At 53.0% G+C, this 19,638-nt stretch carries 16 protein-coding genes, 1 pseudogene and 1 riboswitch; of the genes and pseudogenes, 11 read left to right on the top strand and 6 right to left on the bottom strand.

Going from position 1 to position 19,638, the window contains the following annotated elements:
• Positions 1–59: 59 nt before the first annotated feature.
• The 3 genes from norV to tehB all read left to right on the top strand — a co-directional run bounded on the left by norV (position 60) and on the right by tehB (position 3,715).
• Positions 60–1,589, top strand: a complete 1,530-nt coding sequence (gene norV / locus EO763_RS04095; protein ID WP_161528173.1) for an anaerobic nitric oxide reductase flavorubredoxin — start codon at positions 60–62, stop codon at positions 1,587–1,589.
• Between the two features lie 7 nt (positions 1,590–1,596).
• Positions 1,597–2,748: an NADH:flavorubredoxin reductase NorW gene (gene norW / locus EO763_RS04090; protein WP_244322051.1), complete on the top strand. Its 1,152-nt coding sequence runs from the start codon at positions 1,597–1,599 to the stop codon at positions 2,746–2,748.
• 106 nt (positions 2,749–2,854) lie between these two features.
• Positions 2,855–3,715, top strand: coding sequence for an SAM-dependent methyltransferase TehB (tehB, locus tag EO763_RS04085; protein ID WP_044208013.1), 861 nt, complete (start codon positions 2,855–2,857; stop codon positions 3,713–3,715).
• A gap of 88 nt (positions 3,716–3,803) precedes the next feature.
• On the opposite strand, the pseudogene ribB reads toward tehB, so the two are convergent.
• Positions 3,804–4,456 (bottom strand): annotated as a pseudogene (gene ribB, locus EO763_RS04080) (3,4-dihydroxy-2-butanone-4-phosphate synthase).
• Positions 4,457–4,583: 127 nt separating this feature from the next.
• Positions 4,584–4,772: riboswitch (FMN riboswitch) on the bottom strand.
• A 180-nt stretch (positions 4,773–4,952) separates the two neighbouring features.
• Between ribB and ubiK the strand changes: the two are divergent.
• The gene (gene ubiK / locus EO763_RS04075; RefSeq protein WP_039494084.1) at positions 4,953–5,234 is read left to right on the top strand and encodes a ubiquinone biosynthesis accessory factor UbiK; all 282 of its coding nucleotides are present in this window, start codon (positions 4,953–4,955) and stop codon (positions 5,232–5,234) included.
• A 144-nt stretch (positions 5,235–5,378) separates the two neighbouring features.
• Here ubiK and yjeH read toward each other — a convergent pair whose 3' ends face one another.
• Complete coding sequence (gene yjeH / locus EO763_RS04070; RefSeq protein WP_161528172.1) at positions 5,379–6,632, bottom strand: L-methionine/branched-chain amino acid transporter; 1,254 nt, start codon at positions 6,630–6,632, stop codon at positions 5,379–5,381.
• 128 nt (positions 6,633–6,760) lie between these two features.
• Positions 6,761–7,777 (bottom strand): cell division protein ZipA, encoded by a 1,017-nt coding sequence (gene zipA, locus EO763_RS04065; RefSeq protein ID WP_208851981.1) that lies wholly within the window; start codon positions 7,775–7,777, stop codon positions 6,761–6,763.
• A 224-nt stretch (positions 7,778–8,001) separates the two neighbouring features.
• Between zipA and cysZ the strand changes: the two genes are divergently transcribed.
• The 5 genes from cysZ (at position 8,002) to crr (ending at position 13,092) form a co-directional block, all read left to right on the top strand.
• Positions 8,002–8,838, top strand: coding sequence for a sulfate transporter CysZ (cysZ, locus tag EO763_RS04060; protein WP_208851980.1), 837 nt, complete (start codon positions 8,002–8,004; stop codon positions 8,836–8,838).
• Positions 8,839–9,000: 162 nt separating this feature from the next.
• Positions 9,001–9,969 (top strand): cysteine synthase A, encoded by a 969-nt coding sequence (cysK, locus tag EO763_RS04055; RefSeq protein ID WP_161528170.1) that lies wholly within the window; start codon positions 9,001–9,003, stop codon positions 9,967–9,969.
• A gap of 433 nt (positions 9,970–10,402) precedes the next feature.
• On the top strand, positions 10,403–10,660 hold the full coding sequence (gene ptsH, locus EO763_RS04050) for a phosphocarrier protein Hpr (RefSeq protein WP_005971891.1): 258 nt from the start codon (positions 10,403–10,405) through the stop codon (positions 10,658–10,660).
• A gap of 46 nt (positions 10,661–10,706) precedes the next feature.
• A complete protein-coding gene (gene ptsI, locus EO763_RS04045; protein WP_039494090.1) occupies positions 10,707–12,434 on the top strand; it encodes a phosphoenolpyruvate-protein phosphotransferase PtsI in 1,728 nt (575 codons plus the stop codon).
• Between the two features lie 148 nt (positions 12,435–12,582).
• Positions 12,583–13,092: a PTS glucose transporter subunit IIA gene (gene crr, locus EO763_RS04040; RefSeq protein ID WP_010301392.1), complete on the top strand. Its 510-nt coding sequence runs from the start codon at positions 12,583–12,585 to the stop codon at positions 13,090–13,092.
• Positions 13,093–13,158: 66 nt separating this feature from the next.
• Here the strand turns inward: crr and EO763_RS04035 are convergent, their stop codons facing one another.
• Positions 13,159–14,526, bottom strand: coding sequence for an ATP-binding protein (locus EO763_RS04035; RefSeq protein WP_161528169.1), 1,368 nt, complete (start codon positions 14,524–14,526; stop codon positions 13,159–13,161).
• Positions 14,526–15,206 (bottom strand): response regulator transcription factor, encoded by a 681-nt coding sequence (locus EO763_RS04030; RefSeq protein WP_161528168.1) that lies wholly within the window; start codon positions 15,204–15,206, stop codon positions 14,526–14,528. Before EO763_RS04030 ends, EO763_RS04035 begins: the two co-directional genes overlap by 1 nt.
• 250 nt (positions 15,207–15,456) lie before the next feature.
• On the opposite strand from EO763_RS04030, the gene EO763_RS04025 reads away from it, so the two are divergent.
• Entirely contained in the window at positions 15,457–16,653 is a 1,197-nt protein-coding gene (locus tag EO763_RS04025) for an efflux RND transporter periplasmic adaptor subunit (protein ID WP_161528167.1), read from the top strand.
• 3 nt (positions 16,654–16,656) lie between these two features.
• Positions 16,657–18,609: a MacB family efflux pump subunit gene (locus EO763_RS04020; protein WP_161528166.1), complete on the top strand. Its 1,953-nt coding sequence runs from the start codon at positions 16,657–16,659 to the stop codon at positions 18,607–18,609.
• 36 nt (positions 18,610–18,645) lie between these two features.
• Here EO763_RS04020 and cysM read toward each other — a convergent pair whose 3' ends face one another.
• Positions 18,646–19,527, bottom strand: coding sequence for a cysteine synthase CysM (gene cysM / locus EO763_RS04015; protein ID WP_010301380.1), 882 nt, complete (start codon positions 19,525–19,527; stop codon positions 18,646–18,648).
• Positions 19,528–19,638: the final 111 nt, after the last annotated feature.

Raw genomic sequence — 19,638 nt, 5'->3', positions numbered from 1 at the left:
GCACACTTCCTGCAATCTCTACAGCATATCCCCGACTATGACTACTGAGGTTTCAGAACATGACAATTCACGTTAAGAACAATATCCACTGGGTTGGACAACGCGACTGGGAAGTCCGTGACTTTCACGGCACAGAATACAAAACGCTGCAAGGCAGTAGCTACAACAGCTACCTGATCCGCGAAGAGAAAACCGTGCTGATCGATACCGTCGATCACAAATTCAGCCGTGAGTTTGTGCAAAACCTGATGGCGGAAGTGGATCTGAACACAATTGACTACATCGTGATCAACCACGCCGAAGAGGATCACGCCGGGGCGCTGAGCGAGCTGATGGCGCGTATTCCCAACACGCCGATTTACTGTACCCACAACGCGATCGATTCCATTACTGGTCACCACCATCACCCCGAGTGGAATTTCCACACGGTCAAAACCGGCGACACGCTGGATATCGGCAACGGCAAGCAGTTGATCTTTATCGAAACGCCAATGCTGCACTGGCCAGACAGTATGATGACCTACATGACCGAGGATGCCGTACTGTTCAGTAACGATGCGTTCGGTCAACACTACTGCGATGAGCACCTGTTCAATGACGAAGTGGATCAAACCGAACTGTTCGAGCAGTGCCAGCGCTATTTCGCCAATATTCTGACGCCGTTCAGCCGCTTAGTCACCGCCAAGATCCACGAAGTGCTGGGCTTTAACCTGCCGCTGTCGATGGTTGCGACCTCACACGGCGTGGTATGGCGTGACGATCCTGCTCAGATCATCCACCTGTATCTGAAGTGGGCGGACAGCTATCAGGAAGATCGTATCACGCTGTTTTACGACACCATGTCCAATAACACCCGCATGATGGCCGACGCCATTGCGCAAGGCATCAACGATGTCGATCCCGGCGTCGCGGTGAAAATCTATAACGTCGCCCGTCACGACAAGAACGAAATTCTGACACAGGTCTTCCGCTCGAAAGGTGTGTTAGTCGGTTCATCCACCATGAATAACGTGATGATGCCGAAGGTCGCCGCCATGCTGGAAGAGATCACCGGCCTGCGTTTCCAAAACAAGAAAGCCTCGGCGTTCGGTAGCTACGGCTGGAACGGCGGTGCGATAGACCGCGTTCAAACCCGTCTGATGGATGCCGGTTTTGAAACGACACTGGCGCTGAAAACCAAATGGCGTCCTGATGGTTCAGCGCTGGAAATTTGCCGCAATCACGGCCGCGAAATCGCCCGTCAGTGGGCATTGCATCCGCTGGATAACACACCAGCCCGACGCGTCATCTCGCCCGTAAAACAGACTGCGGCGGCTCCGCAAACCACCACCGCCCCGCAGAATGTGAGTGCCCCAGCCGAGAGCGCCTGCGGATGCAATGACGTCGCTGCGCCACAGTCAACCGCACAGCCAGCGGTACAATCAGAAAACGGTTGTATGGTGTGCAGCGTCTGCCAGTGGATCTACGATCCGGCGCTCGGCGAACCGATGCAGGATGTCACCCCTGGTACCCTATGGTCGGACGTACCAGACAGCTTCCTCTGCCCAGAATGTGGACTGGGTAAAGACGTTTTCAATCCGATTCGCTAGGGAGAGGATGATGAAAGATATCGTGATTATTGGCGCGGGCTTTGCCGCCCGCCAGCTCATCCGACAGCTGCGCAAGCTGGATGCTCACTGCCCTATCCGCCTGATTACCGCCGACAGCGGCGATGAGTACAACAAGCCGGATTTAAGCCATGTGATGAGCCTGCAACAGCACGCCGACGATCTGACCAAACTGTCCGCAGCCGCGTTTGCCGAAGAAAACCGTATCACGCTGCTGGCCAATACGCGTGTCACCGCCATCGACCGCCATGCACAACAGGTCATCTGCGGCACGGATCGTTACGATTACCACAAACTGGTGTTCGCAACCGGAGCCAGCGCGATGGTGCCGCCGATTCCGGGACGCGAACATATGCTGACGCTCAATAGTCAGCAGGAATACCGCACCCACGAAGGCCGACTCTGGCAAGCCGAACGTGTGCTGGTGCTCGGTGCCGGACTCATCGGAACCGAGCTGGCAATGGATTTGGGCCGCGCCGGAAAACGGGTCACGCTGGTGGACTGCGCCAACAGCATTCTGCCCGCGTTGATGCCGCCCGAAGTCAGCGCGCGCCTGCAATTCACGCTAACACAGCAGGGCGTTTCTCTGCTGCTGAACACAACCCTGCAACAGTTGGAGAAAACCGAAACCGGCGTACAGGCTACATTTACTGGTGGCCGCTCTGTCGAAGTGGACGAAATCCTCTCCGCTATCGGTTTGCAGGCCAACATGCAACTGGCGAAAGCGGCGGGGTTAGCGGTACAGAAAGGCATTCAGACCAATGCGCAATTACAGACCACCGATCCACAGATTTATGCGCTGGGCGACTGCGCAGAGATTAGCGGTAAGTTCCTGCCCTTCCTGCAACCGATTCAGCTCAGCGCGATTACGCTGGCGAAAAACCTGCTGGGTGCCAGCGAGACGCTAACGCTGCCGCCGATGCTGGTTAAAATCAAGACGCCGCTGTTTCCCTTACAGATGGCAGGCGATACCACTGGCAGTGATTTACACTGGCAGCAGGAATGGAACGAGCTGGGGATGGTGGCTAAAGCGCTGGATGGTCAGCAAATGCTGCGCGCCTTTGTGGTCGGTGGCGAGCGGATGAAAGAGGCATTTCCGCTGCTGCGACAGCTTTCCACCGTGAGTTCAATCACGGCCTGACACAGCAAAATAAATAATGCATTTAAAATACATATTTTCTGGTCAGCCTGCGTGCGGATTAATAGAATACGGCTATCGCTTTTGGAATTTACAGACCGAGGTAACGATGCAAGATCTCATTTGTTATAAGAAGATGCCGCAGTGGAACAGCCAGACGCTGCCTGCCGCGTTTCAGGAAAAGCACAACACGCAGGAAGGCACCTGGGCGAAACTGACCGTGTTGAAAGGGGAAATGACCTTCTCCATGCTGACCGAAGACGGCGATACGCTGGAGACATTCCAGTTCTCCGAGCAGAACCAGCCGCCGTTTGTTGAGCCGCAGGCGTGGCACCGCATCGTCTCGTTCTCTGACGACCTGGAATGTCAGCTCAGCTTTTTCTGTTCAGCGGAAGATTTCTATCATAAAAAATACGGTCTGACGCGCACCCATTCCGAAGTGATCAACGCCGTGCAGCACATCAAACCGGGCAAAACGCTGGATTTAGGCTGCGGCGGCGGGCGCAACGCGCTGTATCTGAATCTGCGTGGTTTTGATGTCACGGCCTGTGATAAGCATGAGCAAAGCATTGATTCGCTGAATAACATCATCAAGAGCGAAGCGCTGGAAAACATTCGGGCTGGCGTTTACAACATCAATCTGGCGGAAATCAAAGAACAGTACGACTTTATCCTGTCGACCGTCGTGCTGATGTTCCTGGAACGCGATCGTATTCCGCACATCATCAGCAACATTCAGGACAGCACCGTTAACGGCGGCTATAACCTGATTATCGCCGCGATGTCGACGGAAGATTGCCCGTGCCCAATGCCCTTCTCGTTTACCTTTAAAGAAGGCGAGCTGAAGAACTATTACGCCGATTGGGAGATCCTCAAGTACAACGAGGATATGGGCGAACTGCACAAGACCGATGCGCAGGGTAACCGCATCAAACTGCGCTTCGCCACGCTGCTGGCAAGAAAGCCGTAAGCACCGGTTTGCGGTTAAAAAACCTAAACCCGTAAAATACAAAAGGGCCGATTAATCGGCCCTTCTTATTGCTATTACGCTGCAAGCATCAGCTGGCTTTGCGCTCTGTCGCGATGCGGTAAGCGACCAGATCTTCAATCGTCAGCACCGGCATGTCGTGCTGTTTGGCAAACGTGATCACTTCCGGCGCATGCGCCATTGAACCATCATCGTTCGTCAGTTCACACAGAACACCAGACGGCTTCAGGCCCGCCAGCGTCATCAGGTCAACCGTCGCTTCAGTGTGCCCCCGCGCGTTAACACGCCACCCGGCTGGGCGCGCAGCGGGAATACGTGACCAGGGCGATTCAGATCGCTTGGCTTAGCGTTATCCGCAATCGCGGCACGAATGGTAGTCAAGCGGTCGGCAGCAGAAACGCCCGTCGTCACGCCTTCGGCGGCTTCGATCGTCACGGTGAACGCCGTTTGGTAATGGCTGGAGTTCTTCTCCACCATCATCGGCAATTCCAACTGCTGGCGACGCGCTTCCGTCAGGCACAGGCACACGATGCCACTACCGTGACGAATCGTCAGCGCCATTTGTTCAACGGTCATATTTTCAGCGGAGAAGATCATGTCACCTTCGTTTTCACGATCTTCATCATCCAACACCAGCACGCCGCGGCCATGACGCAATGCATCAAGTGCGCGTTCTACGCGTTCGGTAGGATTGCCAAATTCAGAAAGTAATGTCTGATTCATGGTAAAAAACCTCAATGTTATTATGGATTACCAGAATCAGGGCGAGCTTGAGGAGTAACCATTACTACTGGTTGCATAGTAATAGCTAACAAAAATAACGCGAGCGAGCATATAGCTCGACAGATACCGTTACTCTCTCCCATCCGGACTTTAACCGTCGGCTCCGGAATTACACCGGATCTGCTGACCCCACGCTGCGAAACCGATAATAAAAACCGGAAAACACAGCGAGAGCGCTCGCGGGCTTCCAGTGCGCAGAGACTGCGTTCACTGGTTTACCGCCGGTGGGGAATTACACCCCGCCCTGAGAATAAGCGGGTTTACTATAACGCTAATACCTCGATAGGGCAATTGATCCGCCACAGGAAATAGGGCAAAACGTATGCTGGATTACAGTAAAATGATGCTAAATATGTGCAAAGCAGATGTCAGATTTCATTTATACCCATTACACTTGCTATAGTAATAACTTACATAACCTAATCAGGAAAGCGACATGATTGACCCAAAGAAGATTGAGCAAATCGCCCGTCAAGTGCATGAATCTATGCCAAAAGGTATCCGGGAATTGGGTGATGATGTGGAGAAAAAGATTCGTCAGGTCTTGCAGGCACAGCTGACTCGGTTGGAGTTGGTGAACCGTGAAGAGTTCGATATTCAGACGCAGGTTCTGCTCCGCACACGCGAGAAGATTGCTCGCTTGGAACAGCGTATGACTGAGTTGGAAGCGAAACTGTCTACGGAAGAAAAGCCCGCCGCTGCGCCGGAAAACGACTAATCCTCATAGCAATTCGTCTCATCACAAGCGCTCGTAACATCGCGATGCAGCGCCCTAATCAGGGCGTTGCTCGATTCCCTACTCTGCGCCAGCGCCAGCCCTCAGAAACACAGATTTCACGTCGCGGCATTCAGAATAAACAGCTCAGTGGGAAACCAGTTCGACCTGCTTACGTGGCAGGAACAGCCACAGCACGGCCAGCATGATTAACGCATACAGCGATTTCCAGCCAATCATCAGCAACAGCGCACAGCAGAGCAGGCCGCCGATTGCCGCCATCACTTTGGCGCGCCCTTTCAGCAAACGCCACCCCGCCAGCATACACAGCAAATAAATCAGCACAAAGATGCCGTTCGCGTACACAATCAACATGTCCAGCGGCAGTCTGAGCCAGTAAATTAACAGGCAGCACACCAGACAGCAGGCCACCACAACCGACAGCGCATTCACCGGCGCTTGCCCTGCGGACAGCTTCGCCAGCGCACTCCCTTTCGGTGCCTGCGACCAGACTAAACGGGCAAAGCCCTGCGTGTAGATATTCACACTGGCAAAGCAGGCCAGATACCCGACAAAGCAGGCAATCCACAGCGCATGCTGACCAAACAATTGCACAACGATGCCCGGCAGTGAGGCCGTGGCGGCAATCCCTTCCCCATAAGCCTTAAAATGCAGCACGGCTACCGTACATCCCCAATACACCGCCCCCGCGACCAGCATGCCAATGAGTAAAGCCCGTGGGAAATCCCGCTCCGGCACCCGGAACTCCGTCGCCATGTGGGCAAAGGCTTCAAGGCCGACGAAACACCAGAACATCACGGCCAGCGCACCAAAAGTGTTAGACCATGACAGTTCCTCCACCGACGGCCAGGGAATGTGTGCAGGCGTGATATCGCCCTGCCACCAGATCGCGGCAACCAGCCCCACCACCAGCATCGCGATAACGATCTGAATATTGGCGCTGGACCCCGCACTGCGCAGACCAAGCAGCCAGATACCGCCCAGTGTCAGCAGCTGTACGCAGAGTAGCCCCAGATCGCTCCAGCCAAATGCCGCCTGCCAGAACCCTGCGGCAATCTGCAAGGCAGCAGGTAGCCCCAGCGGAATAACGGACAGAAATAGCCAACCGGTCACCCGCGCCATGCGCGGCCCAAAAGCGAGGTTAACAAAGTGCGCGGCTCCGCCCGCATTAGGAAAATGTTGCCCCAGCGCGGCAAAGCCGATTGCGATAGGAAAAACAAACAGGATCAAGATCGGCCACGCCCATAGACTGTCTTGCTGTGCCAGCTGTGCGACCAGCGCAGGAACCGCAAACACCCCAGTCCCCAGCAGCGAAGTAGACAGCAACCCCACGCCCTGAATCAGCCCAAGCTCTTGTTTTAATCCTTTTGCTTCACTCACTACGTTTCACCTTTTCTTGCTTTTTACACCACACCACTGCCGGTTCGAAGAATAAAAAAAGCCTCCACTAACGGAGGCTTCTCTCACCCACTGCATTCGCAAACTTTATGCTTTCACATAAATGTCTATCAGGCGTTGGCTTTCAGCACATCGCGAATGCGGGCTTTGTAGGATTCAACCTTCTGCGGCGTCATCATACGACGTTCGTCATCTTGCACCACACCGCCAACATCGTCAGCAATACGCTGTGCAGACTGTAACATCAGTTTAAAGTTTTGGCTGGCATCGCCATAAGACGGCACCATCATGAAAATGGACACGCCGGGCGTCGAGAACTCGGACATCGCATCGACATTAAACGATCCGGGTTTAACCATATTCGCCAGACTGAACAACACCGGGCCTGCGCCAGCGGGGTTCACATGGCGGTGAAAAATGTTCATTTCACCAAACTGGAAACCGGCCTGAAGCAGACTTTGCAGCAGCAGTTCACCGCCAATGACACCGCCCTGATGCGCCACAACATGCAGCACCAAAACCGCTTCTTTTGCCGCTGCGGGTTCAACTGGCTCAGGCTGAACTTTCTCATGCAGCGAATGTGCAACAGGCTGCTGTGGAGCAGATACAGGTGCATCATACGGAAACGGCTCACGCGGAGCGTTAATGCTCGGCTCGGGAATAGCGGTTTCTCTAGGGACGACAACCTGCGGATGAGTATCACCACGTACTTGCGCACGCGGAGAATCCACTGGCGTCGCTTCATCCAGTAGCGGATCGTAAGAAGACACGGGAGACAGGTGCTCAAATGGCGATTTCGCCTCTGAACGAGCGTCTTCACGTGCACTGTTGTTAGTGAATGAGGGGTTATCAAACGACGCGTTATCAAATGATGAGTTATCAAGTGAAGCGCTGCCAAATGAAGGCTCACTCTGCTGCGGGCGGGCGCCCTTCACGCGAACTTCGCCAACGCCTTCATCCAGATCGTCAAGCGGCGTTTCATCACGCGCTTTTTTTCCACGTTTAACCGGGCGGTCACGAAAAAGGGACGAGCGCTCTTTACGGCTAGTCCACAAGCCGTGCAGTAACAGCGCTATTATAGCGATCGCGCCAACAACGATTAATATCAGACGCAAGTCCTGCATCATTGCTATCCCAATTGTTCCAAAAAAACATTGCCACCACGGCAAATACCTATACTACTAACTCTATTTGCCTGAGTACACAAGTGCAAGCCTGCACGGTACTTTATGACAATAAAGATAGATACAACGCACTTTTTTGCTGTTTTTTCATCCAAATGCGGGCTAGTCAGCATAAGATCATCCCGATATGATGCCTCAACAAACAAATGACTGAGTCTATCGGCACTATGTTTTCAGAAAAACAATCGTCTTCAGAAAAACCACCATCTTCCGAAAAATCGTCTTACGGCAACACCGCAGGCCAGGTTCGCAGCGGCATACACTATTTTTTTGCCGGATGGCGCCTGATCTCACTACCGGGCATCCGACGTTTCGTTATTCTTCCCTTATTGATGAACATCGTCCTGATGGGCGGGGCTTTCTGGTGGCTTTTCAACCAGTTGAATGACTGGATTCCGCAGATCATGAGCCACATTCCGAGCTGGCTGCAATGGCTCAGTTACCTCATTTGGCCACTTGCCGTGCTCTCCATTTTGCTGGTATTCAGCTACCTATTTAGCACGATCGCCAATTTTATCGCCGCACCGTTTAACGGCTTGTTGGCGGAGCAATTGGAAGCAAAACTCACCGGCCAAACGTTGCCGGACAGCGGCATACTCGGCATACTCGGCATCGCTAAAGACGTCCCACGCATCATGAAGCGTGAAGTCCAAAAACTGGCGTATTACCTGCCACGCGCGATTGCGCTACTGCTTCTCTATTTCATCCCCGGCATTGGACAAACTGTCGCTCCGGTACTGTGGTTCCTGTTCAGCGCGTGGATGCTGGCGATTCAGTACTGCGATTATCCTTTTGATAACCACAAAGTGGACTTTACCACGATGCGCCAGGCATTACGTCGCCATAAAGTCGCCAATATGCAGTTTGGCGCCTTGGTCAGCCTGTTTACGCTGGTGCCTTTTTTGAATCTGGTCATCATGCCCGTCGCGGTATGTGGTGCAACGCAGCTGTGGGTGGATCGTTATCGCGATCTGTCAGCAACCCTGCCGAAAAAAGCACCATAAAAAGACAGTAAACACTGGCTGATAACAGCCAGTGTTTACTATTGTAATGAAAAGATATTTCTTAAGAACATAACGATATAGCAATTCTTTACTTCACTGAAAAGTGTGAACGGGTATTCTCTCTACGTTCGCAAAAATTTCATACAGTTATAAGGACAGGCTATGAGCAAGATCTACGAAGACAATTCTTTCACAATCGGCCATACGCCGCTGGTTCGCCTGAACCGTATCGGCAACGGACGCATTCTCGCTAAAGTGGAATCCCGCAACCCCAGCTTCAGCGTAAAATGCCGTATCGGCTCCAACCTGATTTGGGATGCAGAAAAGCGTGGCGTTCTCAAACCGGGCATCGAACTGGTTGAACCTACCAGCGGAAACACAGGTATCGCTCTAGCCTACGTCGCGGCAGCTCGCGGTTACAAACTCACACTCACCATGCCAGAAACCATGAGCATCGAGCGTCGTAAGCTGCTGAAAGCGCTGGGTGCGAACCTGGTGCTGACCGAAGGCGCGAAAGGCATGAAAGGTGCCATCGCCAAGGCAGAAGAGATTGTAGCCAGCGATCCGCAGCGCTATCTGCTGCTACAGCAGTTCAGCAACCCCGCGAACCCAGAAATTCACGAGAAAACCACCGGCCCTGAAATCTGGGAAGATACTGACGGTGAAGTTGATGTCTTTATCTCTGGCGTCGGCACAGGCGGTACGCTGACAGGCGTGAGCCGTTACATCAAGAACACCAAAGGCAAGGCCATCATCAGCGTGGCAGTCGAACCTACCGATTCACCCGTGATCACTCAGGCGCTGGCAGGCCAAGAGCTGAAACCGGGCCCGCACAAGATTCAGGGCATCGGCGCAGGCTTCATTCCAGGTAACCTGGACCTGAAACTGATTGACCGTGTAGAGAAAGTGACGAACGAAGAAGCGATCAGCACCGCACGCCGTTTGATGGAAGAAGAAGGCATTCTGGCCGGTATTTCTTCCGGTGCAGCCGTTGCCGCAGCGCTGAACTTGCTCAAAGAAAAAGAATTTGAAGATAAAACTATCGTCGTTATTCTGCCTTCTTCCGGCGAACGCTACCTCAGCACAGCACTCTTTGCCGACCTGTTCACCGAGCAGGAACTGCAACAATAACTCCCTCGGTCACACTCGAACAACAAGTGACCAATGTGTTAAAAAAGCACCTATTTAGGTGCTTTTTTGTGGCACAGTTCAAACTTTCCACCACATATGGATTGCTTTTCTACATCAGGTTTAGTATTTAACCGAACAATTATTTTGATGCGTGAAATTAATATCCGACAAATACCACGCCCCGTCACATGCTTTTCCCCTGCGCACGATAGCCCACATCGCCGTTTTGCGACTGAGGTTAAGATAATGGGTAGCGGAAGCTGCGGTGTTTGATGGTATTTTATTCAGGAAATACGTTTGACGGTTTTCTTGTCGCATCGTGGCCCGCCCCTGTAACATAAATCAGGAGCTAACCAAACAGGCTAAAGTTCAGTGAATCAACTAGACTTTAGTTCCACAACATTAATCTAATCCATAAGTTGGGGAAAAAAGCATGTTCCAGCAAGAAGTGACTATCACCGCACCAAATGGCCTGCACACTCGTCCTGCTGCTCAGTTCGTCAAAGAAGCCAAAGGCTTCACCTCTGAAATCACCGTGACGTCCAACGGCAAGAGCGCTAGCGCCAAAAGCCTGTTCAAATTACAAACACTCGGCTTAACACAAGGAACTGTAGTTACTATCGCTGCGGAAGGCGAAGACGAGCAAAAAGCGGTTGAACACCTGGTCAAGCTGATGGCTGAGCTCGAGTAACCGACGAGTTTTTTTAGTGAACACCAGAATCGAGTAAGGTAGGGTTATGATTTCAGGCATATTAGTATCACCGGGTATTGCTTTTGGTAAGGCACTGTTACTGAAAGAAGATGAAATTCTCATCAACCGGAAAAAAATCTCTGCGGATCAGGTGGAGCAGGAAATTGAACGTTTTCTGACTGGCCGTTCCAAAGCATCCGCACAGTTGGAAGCTATCAAGAAGAAAGCGGGCGAGACGCTGGGCGCAGAGAAAGAAGCCATCTTCGAAGGCCACATCATGTTGCTGGAAGATGAAGAGTTCGAGCAGGAAATCATAGCCCTGATTAAAGATGAACATGCTTCTGCCGACGCTGCTGCGTTTTCTGTCATCGAAAACCAGGCTAAAGCGCTGGAAGAGCTTGATGATGAATATCTGAAAGAACGCGCCGCAGACATGCGTGATATCGGGAAGCGTTTGCTCAGAAACATTCTCAATATGCCTATCGTCGATCTGGGCGATATTCAGGATGAAGTCATCTTGGTTGCCACGGATCTGACGCCGTCAGAAACCGCGCAACTGAATCTGGACAAAGTGCTGGGTTTCATCACCGACCTCGGTGGCCGCACGTCTCACACATCCATAATGGCCCGTTCTCTGGAACTGCCAGCCATCGTCGGCACGACAGATGTGACCCGCCAGGTCAAAAACGGCGACTATCTGATTCTAGATGCTGTCAACAACCAGATTTATCAGAATCCGACCGCGGATAAAATTGAAGAATTAAAAGCGGTTCAGCAGCAATACCACGCTGAAAAGTATGAGCTGGCCAAACTGAAAGATCTGCCAGCCATCACGCTGGACGGTCATCAGGTTGAAGTCTGTGCCAACATCGGTACCGTGCGTGATGTCGCGGGTGCTGAGCGTAACGGCGCAGAAGGTGTCGGCCTGTATCGTACCGAATTCCTGTTCATGGATCGTGACTCGCTGCCTACTGAAGAAGAACAGTTCCAGGCGTATAAGGCGGTTGCCGAAGCCGTTGGCGCTCAGGCCGTTATCGTCCGTACCATGGATATCGGTGGCGACAAAGATCTGCCTTACATGAACCTGCCGAAGGAAGAGAACCCGTTCCTTGGCTGGCGTGCTATCCGTATCTGTCTGGATCGTAAAGAAATCCTGCATGCTCAGTTGCGTGCCATTCTGCGCGCATCAAAATTTGGCAAGCTGCGTATCATGTTCCCGATGATTATTTCCGTGGAAGAAGTGCGTGAGCTGAAAGCAGAACTGGAAATGCTGAAAGCGCAGCTGAGAGAAGAAGGTAAAGCCTTCGATGAAAGCATTGAAGTCGGCGTGATGGTTGAAACACCTGCCGCCGCCGCTATCGCGCCACATTTAGCCAAAGAAGTCGACTTCTTTAGTATTGGGACAAATGACTTAACCCAGTATACTCTGGCAGTTGATCGCGGTAATGAGCTGATTTCTCATCTCTATAACCCGATGTCCCCAGCTGTCCTTACCCTGATCAAACAGGTTATCGACGCGTCTCATGCCGAAGGCAAGTGGACAGGGATGTGTGGTGAGCTCGCCGGTGACGAACGTGCTACACTACTGTTATTGGGAATGGGTCTGGACGAATTCAGCATGAGTGCAATCTCTATCCCGAGCATCAAGAAAATCATCCGTAATGCGAATTACGAAGATGCGAAGGCGCTGGCGGAGCAAGCACTCGCTCAACCGACAGCACTAGAGTTAAGCAATCTGGTGAGCCGCTTTATTAAAGAAAAAACGCTCTGCTGATTCTGCTTTACCTAATAGGTTTCAAGGTGGCAATCAGCACCCCGACAGGCGATAGATTCGCAGTCGGGGTAGCGAAGAAAACCAATGCCACACCAACTTGAAAGATTAGGGTATACGCTGGCCCAATATTAATGCTTAGGAGAGAATCATGGGTTTGTTCGATAAATTGAAGTCTCTGGTTTCTGACGACAAAAAAGACACTGGCAGCATCGAAATCATTGCCCCGCTGTCCGGTGAAATCGTCAATATTGAAGACGTTCCTGATGTCGTATTCGCAGAGAAAATCGTCGGTGACGGTATTGCCATCAAGCCAACTGGCAACAAGATTGTCGCACCGGTAGACGGCACCATCGGTAAGATTTTTGAAACCAACCATGCGTTTTCCATCGAGTCTGACAGCGGCATTGAGCTGTTTGTGCACTTTGGTATTGATACCGTTGAATTGAAAGGCGAAGGCTTCAAGCGCATCGCCGAAGAAGGCCAGCGAGTGAAGAAAGGCGATCTCATTATTGAGTTTGACCTGGCTCTGCTGGAAGAAAAAGCGAAGTCTACTCTGACACCAGTGGTTATTTCCAACATGGATGAAATCAAGGAATTGACCAAACTGAGTGGTACGGTTGTTGTCGGTGAAACGCCGGTTATCCGTATCAAAAAGTAAGCCGCCTTCTACGGATGGTTTACTACGTTTGCACGAAAACGGCACCCGGATGGTGCCGTTTTCGTTTCAGGCTTTCCAGCGCGGCACACACAGGCGAATCACTAATCCGCACTCTTCACCATTATCTGCCTCAATATGCCCACCGTGCGCCAGCACGACTTTACGGGTAATCGCCAGCCCCAGCCCATAGCCTTTGCCAGACAGCGGCGAATCAACTCGAATGAAAGGATCGAAGATGCTGGAGAGCTTACTTTTCTCCACGCCAGGCCCCTGATCGGCGACCTGAATCATCCACTCATGTTCATTGCCAATGAGTGACACGGAAACCTGCTGTTCAGGTGCTGAAAAGCGTAGCGCATTGCGCATCACATTATCGACCGCCCTGCGCATCAGCTCCGCGTTACCTTTAATCGTGTAGTCTTCGTCTCCATCCGCTGCCAGCAGGATTTCAACGCCAGTGACCTGCGCTTCATAGCGAGTATCATTGACCACCGCCGTCACCAGCCCCAGTAAATCGAAATAGGCTTCCTCAATGCCGGAATGCTCCGTGCGCGATAGCGTAAGCAGTTCGCCAATCATCTTATCCATCAGCAAAGCTTCACGCTCAATTCGCTGCAAGGAACTCTCTATATTGTCTGGGTTCTGTCTTATCAACCCGATAGCGAGCTGCAAACGCGCCAACGGAGAGCGCAGCTCGTGCGAGACATCATGAAGTAACTGTTCACGCGCGCTGGCCAGACTGTCCAGCCGTTCGACCATTGAATCGAAATCACGCGCAACATCGCTGATTTCATCATGACGTTTATGCATCACTGGCAGCAAACGCACGTTCAGATCGCCCTGCGCAACCTGATCAAACCCTGCGCGGATCTGGCTTAGCGGGCGTGCCAGACTCCATGCCAATACCGAGCTGAACAACAGGCCACCAAACCCCGCAATGATCACAAACGGCACAGGCACGTTGAGAAATTCGACTGGGCGAGGAGGACGAAATTCGCTGCGTAGCAGCTCGGCGTCATAACGTATCTGATACCACTTTCCGGCAGGCCCGTTGACCTGCTTGATAATATGCGTGTCACGCGGCGCGCCACGTTTATCCGGCACAAAAGCCTCATCGAGCAATGCGTTCTGCGGGGCGGAAATCAACGCCTGATCGGACAGCGGCAACGGCGATTCCGTGACGGAAATGTATTGCTGCTCTTGCTGCGGCAGCAGCGACATCACATCGTTCAGTTCCCCCAAGCCGCCATGTTGCAGCGCCGCAGCCACCATCTCCGTTTGCATCGTCGCAATACGCGACACCACGATTTCTTCCAGCGGCTTATGCCGCTCGCCGTAAAAAGAAAAAGCCAGCCACAGCAGTTGAGACATAACGAGAAACGTCAGCCAAAAACCGAGCAAGATCTTCCAGAAAAGTCGTCCACGAATCATCATCAGCGAATCCGGTATCCCACGCTGCGCACGGTTTCAATCGTCATGCTGCTGCCCGGCAAGGCTCCGAGCTTCTGACGGATATTGCTGATGTGCACGTCCACGCTGCGGTCATAAGCCTCACGGCGACGCCCCAGGCATTTTTCGGACAGCTCATCCTTTGACACCACCCGCTCGGGGAAACGCAGCAGCAGCTCCAGCAAATTAAACTCAGAGGCCGTCAGATCAAACGGCTTCCCGCGCCATTCGCTGATGCGCGTTGCAGGGTTCAATACCAGATCGCCGCTGGCCGCCAGACTCTCGTTCCGTTTTGTGTTCGGCTGATCGTCATAGCGGCGTAGCACCGCCCGTAGTCTCGCCACCAGCTCACGCGGGTAACAAGGTTTGGGCATATAGTCATCCGCGCCCATTTCCAGACCGATGACTCTGTCGATATTGTCGCCTCTCGCCGTCAGCATAATGACGGGTAACTGCTGGGTTTTTCTGATCTGACGCAGCACGTCAATTCCGCTCATATCCGGCAGCATGACATCCAGAATCATCGCGGTGTAATCCCCCGACGTCGCGCCATCGACCCCCTCTTTGCCCGTCAGCACCCGCGAGGTCGAAAACCCTTCCGCATTCAGATACTCACAGAGCATATTACCCAGTTCCACGTCGTCATCGACCAGTAAAATATTCATATCCTGTCCTAATTCATCGGGTATACCCAAAACAATCACCGTGCGGGCAAGAAATCCACATCCTGTTTAAAGGATGATGAGTATAAATACTGTATTCTCAGGCTTGGCGTTAATATTCGCAGCCAGATTTACTTAATCCTTACCATTTCTTTCTGCAAAGATTACCGCTACCTTTACAAACTCGGGGTAAATTACTCACCTACGTTATTTACTCCCGTTCCGATGCATTCATTAAGGACGACTTCCCCTGATGCAATCACGATTTTTTACACGACGCCGTACGACGATCGCACTTGGTCTTATCGCCGCTGCCGTGCTGCTTCATCTGTTTTTCAACAAGCCATCGCCTACGCCCAATACGCTTACCGCCGCCGCCGAGATTGCGGATCTCGAACAAACGGTGCTTGCTGACGGAAAAATTGAGGCACAGAAGCTGGTCAGTGTTGGTGCACAAGCCTCAGGGCAAATCAAAGCGCTGCACGTCGAACTCGGCGATAAGGTGAAAAAAGGGCAATTGATCGCCGAGATTGATGACCTCACCCAGCAGGACACGCTAAAAAACGGTGAGGCGGCGTTAAAAAATATTCAGGCGCAGCGAGCGGCCAAATTGGCCGAATTGCGTAATAACGAATTAAGCTGGCAGCGTCAGCAAATGTTGATGAAACGTGGCGTTGGCGCACAGGCCGATTACGATAGCGCAAAAGCAACGCTGGATGCCACCCGAGCCAACATCGACGCGCTGGACGCCCAAATCATTCAGGCACAGATTACCGTCAACACCGCCAAGGTTAATCTGGGATACACCCAAATTCGTTCACCGATGGATGGCACCGTAGTGGCCATTCCTGTTGAAGCTGGGCAAACGGTCAACGCGATTCAGACGACGCCGACCATCGCCAAAGTCGCTAACCTGGACACCATGACCATCAAGGTGAAAATCTCAGAGGCCGACGTCGTCAAGGTAAAAACCGGCATGCCGGTCTGGTTCAGCATTCTGGGCGAACCGAATAAGCGCTATGAAGCTACGCTGAGTTCGATTGGGCCTGCACCAGACTCCATCAACACAGATGCCACCACGACATCATCCAGCACCAGCAGTTCCAGTTCCTCATCCAGTACCGCAATCTATTACAACGGCCAGTTCGATGTGAAAAACCCTGACGGCGTATTGCGCATTTCCATGACGGCACAGGTGTATATTCTGCTGTCTTCGGTGAAAAATGCCATTGTCGTTCCAGCGACGGCGTTAACCTCACGCGATGGCATGTGGTACGTGCAGGTCGTGAATGCGAAGAAGAAGATCGAATCGCGTCTAGTCACGCTCGGCCTCAATGATAACGTGCGCACTCAGATCCGTTCGGGGATCAGCGTTGGGGAACAGGTGGTTGTCAGCCCATCGTCCGGTGATGCCGCGTCTACGCATCCTGGCCCGCCGATGGGGATGTAATACATGTCCACATCCTTACTTAAGCTAACCGGTATTACCCGCTGCTTTTCCAACGGCGAACAGGACATCACCGTCCTCAAAGACATCAACCTGACCATCAATCAGGGAGAAATGGTGGCGATTGTCGGTGCGTCTGGGTCGGGAAAATCCACGCTGATGAATATTCTCGGCTGTCTGGATAAACCGTCCTCCGGTGATTATCAGGTGGCAGGACGCGCCGTTGGCAAACTGGACAACGACCAGCTCGCGGAACTGCGTCGCGAGCATTTCGGCTTTATTTTCCAGCGCTATCACCTGCTCGGCGACCTCAGCGCGCTGGGAAATGTTGAAGTTCCGGCCATTTATGCCGGAAAGAGTCGGCTGGCACGCCGTCAACGCGCGGCAGAGCTGCTAACCCGACTAGGACTGGAAAATCGTCTCCACTATCGGCCTAGCCAACTTTCTGGCGGCCAGCAGCAGCGCGTGAGTATCGCACGGGCGCTGATGAACGGTGGCGGCATTATTCTGGCGGATGAACCAACCGGTGCGCTGGACACCCACAGCGGCAACGAGGTTCTGAGCATACTTCGCGATCTGCACAAACAAGGTAATACCGTCGTGATCGTGACCCACGATATGACGATTGCCGAACACGCTCAGCGCATCATCGAACTGCGCGATGGCGAGGTGGTTGCCGACCGACAAACGCGCCCCGAAGAGGCTGCCGTACCGTCACCGGAAGCCACCGACACTCCAGCGACATCCGCCCTGAATCAGTTAAAAGATCGCTTTATCGACGCGTTTAAAATGGCGCTGCTGGCGATGAACGCCCAGCGGATGCGCACCTTTCTGACCATGCTCGGCATCATCATCGGCATTGCGTCTGTCGTCTCGGTCGTCGCGCTGGGAAAAGGCTCCCAAGAACAAGTGCTGGCCGACATCAACTCGATGGGCACCAGTACGCTGGAAATTTTCCCCGGCAAAGACTTCGGCGACATGGATGCCAGCGCCATACAAACGCTGCGGGCCAGCGATATTCAGCCGCTAACGCAGCAGCCCTACGTGCATAGCGTTACACCTTCGATCTCAACCAGCGTAACGATGCGCTACGGTAACATTGCCGTTTCCGCCAGCATTTCCGGCGTTGGCGAGCAGTTCTTCACCGTGCGTGGCTACACTCTGCAACGCGGCGTGCTTTTCCCTCGCAGCAGCGTCGATGAACTGAAGCAGGACGCAGTGATTGACAAAAACACACGTGATAAGCTCTTTCTCCACGGCGAAGATCCCATTGGGCAAGTGATTCTGCTGGGCTCGCTGCCTGTAAGGATTATCGGCGTCGTCAGCAAGAATCAGGGCGGTTTCGGCAGCGATGAAAACCTGAACGTCTGGGTGCCATACACGACGGTGATGAAGCGCATGGTCGGGCAGTCCTACCTGAGAAGCATCACGGTGCGGGTGAAAGACAATATTGATATGAACGTCGCCGAGAAAAGTATCACAACACTGCTGACACAGCGGCACGGTACGAAAGATTTCTTTATCATGAACACTGACAGCATTCGTCAGATGATCGAGAAAACCACCACCACGCTCACGCTGCTGGTGTCGATGATCGCGCTGATTTCGCTGCTAGTCGGCGGTATCGGTGTAATGAACATCATGCTGGTATCCGTCACCGAGCGGACCCGAGAGATCGGCGTTCGTATGGCGGTTGGCGCACGCACCAGCGATATCATGCAGCAGTTTCTTATCGAAGCGGTGCTGGTTTGCCTGTTCGGCGGCATCATAGGCGTAGCGCTGTCGCTGGCTATCGGCATGCTGTTCGCCCAGTTCAGCAGCAATTTCGCAATGATCTATTCCAGTTCCTCAATTATTGCTGCGTTCCTGTGCTCCAGCCTGATCGGTATTATCTTCGGCTTCTTCCCCGCCCGCCGTGCCGCACGGATGGAACCGATTCACGCGCTGGAGCGGGAATAGCCAACGCACATGCAACTCGAAGTATGACGAGTAACGTTAATCAAATACCCCGGTGGACAGATACCGATCGCCGCGATCGCAGGCGATTGCCACAATCACGCTGCCGGGGTTTTCTGCCGCAATCCGCAACGCACCAGCTACCGCACCGCCGGAGCTGACACCACAGAAGATACCTTCCTGACGCGCCAGCTGTCGTAGCGTATTCTCAGCGTCCACCTGCGTCATATCCAGAATGCGATCGACCAGATCGGCACGAAAAATCCCTGGCATATAGTCTGGCGTCCAGCGGCGAATACCGGGAATGTGGCTCCCTTCCGCAGGCTGTAATCCCACCGTACAAATTGCCGGGTTCTGCTGTTTCAGATAACGGCTGACGCCAGAAATTGTGCCCGTCGTTCCCATACTGGAAATAAAATGAGTCAGCTTTCCCGCCGTCTGCTGCCATATTTCTGGGCCAGTAGTCAGAAAGTGCGCCAGCGAATTGTCTGGGTTATTGAACTGATCGAGCGTTTTCCCTTCTCCCGCCAGCACCATCTGTTTCGCCCGATCCCGCGCCCCTTCCATCCCCAGCTTGCGATTCACCAACACCAGCTCCGCGCCATACGCGCGCATCGCGGTCTGGCGTTCATAGCTCATGTTGTCCGGCATCAGCAGACGCAGCCGGTAGCCTTTTACCGCCGCAATCATCGCCAACGCAATGCCGGTGTTCCCGCTGGTCGCCTCAATGAGCCGGTCACCGGGGGCGATGTCACCGCGATTCTCCGCCTGCTGGATCATGGAGAGCGCGGCCCGATCTTTTACCGATCCGGCGGGGTTATTCCCTTCCAGCTTCAGCCAGATTTCACTGTTCAACCCCTGTGTTATGCGCTGCAATTTCACCAGCGGGGTATTACCAATACAATGCTCAAGCGTTGTCACAAGTTGAGTCCTAAAAAGTCTCACCCACTTACGGAGTGAACGATAAAATTAACGTTGCTGACAAACCCATGATGGTTAATTCGAGATACACGGGGCGACCACAGGGCGAGG

The sequence above is a fragment of the Pectobacterium odoriferum genome (assembly GCF_009931295.1).
Classification (GTDB): Bacteria; Pseudomonadota; Gammaproteobacteria; order Enterobacterales; family Enterobacteriaceae; genus Pectobacterium; species Pectobacterium odoriferum.
Note: the sequence above shows the minus strand (reverse complement) of the source record. Positions and strands in the feature narration are given on the sequence as shown.

Coding starts and splice junctions, on each gene's coding strand:
- EO763_RS04030 (WP_161528168.1), bottom strand. CDS start 15,206: ATGAATATTTTACTGGTCGATGACGACGTGGAACTGGGTAATATGCTC.
- ptsI (WP_039494090.1), top strand. CDS start 10,707: ATGATTTCAGGCATATTAGTATCACCGGGTATTGCTTTTGGTAAGGCA.
- cysZ (WP_208851980.1), top strand. CDS start 8,002: ATGTTTTCAGAAAAACAATCGTCTTCAGAAAAACCACCATCTTCCGAA.
- norW (WP_244322051.1), top strand. CDS start 1,597: ATGATGAAAGATATCGTGATTATTGGCGCGGGCTTTGCCGCCCGCCAG.
- norV (WP_161528173.1), top strand. CDS start 60: ATGACAATTCACGTTAAGAACAATATCCACTGGGTTGGACAACGCGAC.
- tehB (WP_044208013.1), top strand. CDS start 2,855: ATGCAAGATCTCATTTGTTATAAGAAGATGCCGCAGTGGAACAGCCAG.
- EO763_RS04020 (WP_161528166.1), top strand. CDS start 16,657: ATGTCCACATCCTTACTTAAGCTAACCGGTATTACCCGCTGCTTTTCC.
- cysK (WP_161528170.1), top strand. CDS start 9,001: ATGAGCAAGATCTACGAAGACAATTCTTTCACAATCGGCCATACGCCG.
- zipA (WP_208851981.1), bottom strand. CDS start 7,777: ATGATGCAGGACTTGCGTCTGATATTAATCGTTGTTGGCGCGATCGCT.
- ubiK (WP_039494084.1), top strand. CDS start 4,953: ATGATTGACCCAAAGAAGATTGAGCAAATCGCCCGTCAAGTGCATGAA.
- ptsH (WP_005971891.1), top strand. CDS start 10,403: ATGTTCCAGCAAGAAGTGACTATCACCGCACCAAATGGCCTGCACACT.
- crr (WP_010301392.1), top strand. CDS start 12,583: ATGGGTTTGTTCGATAAATTGAAGTCTCTGGTTTCTGACGACAAAAAA.
- EO763_RS04035 (WP_161528169.1), bottom strand. CDS start 14,526: ATGATGATTCGTGGACGACTTTTCTGGAAGATCTTGCTCGGTTTTTGG.
- EO763_RS04025 (WP_161528167.1), top strand. CDS start 15,457: ATGCAATCACGATTTTTTACACGACGCCGTACGACGATCGCACTTGGT.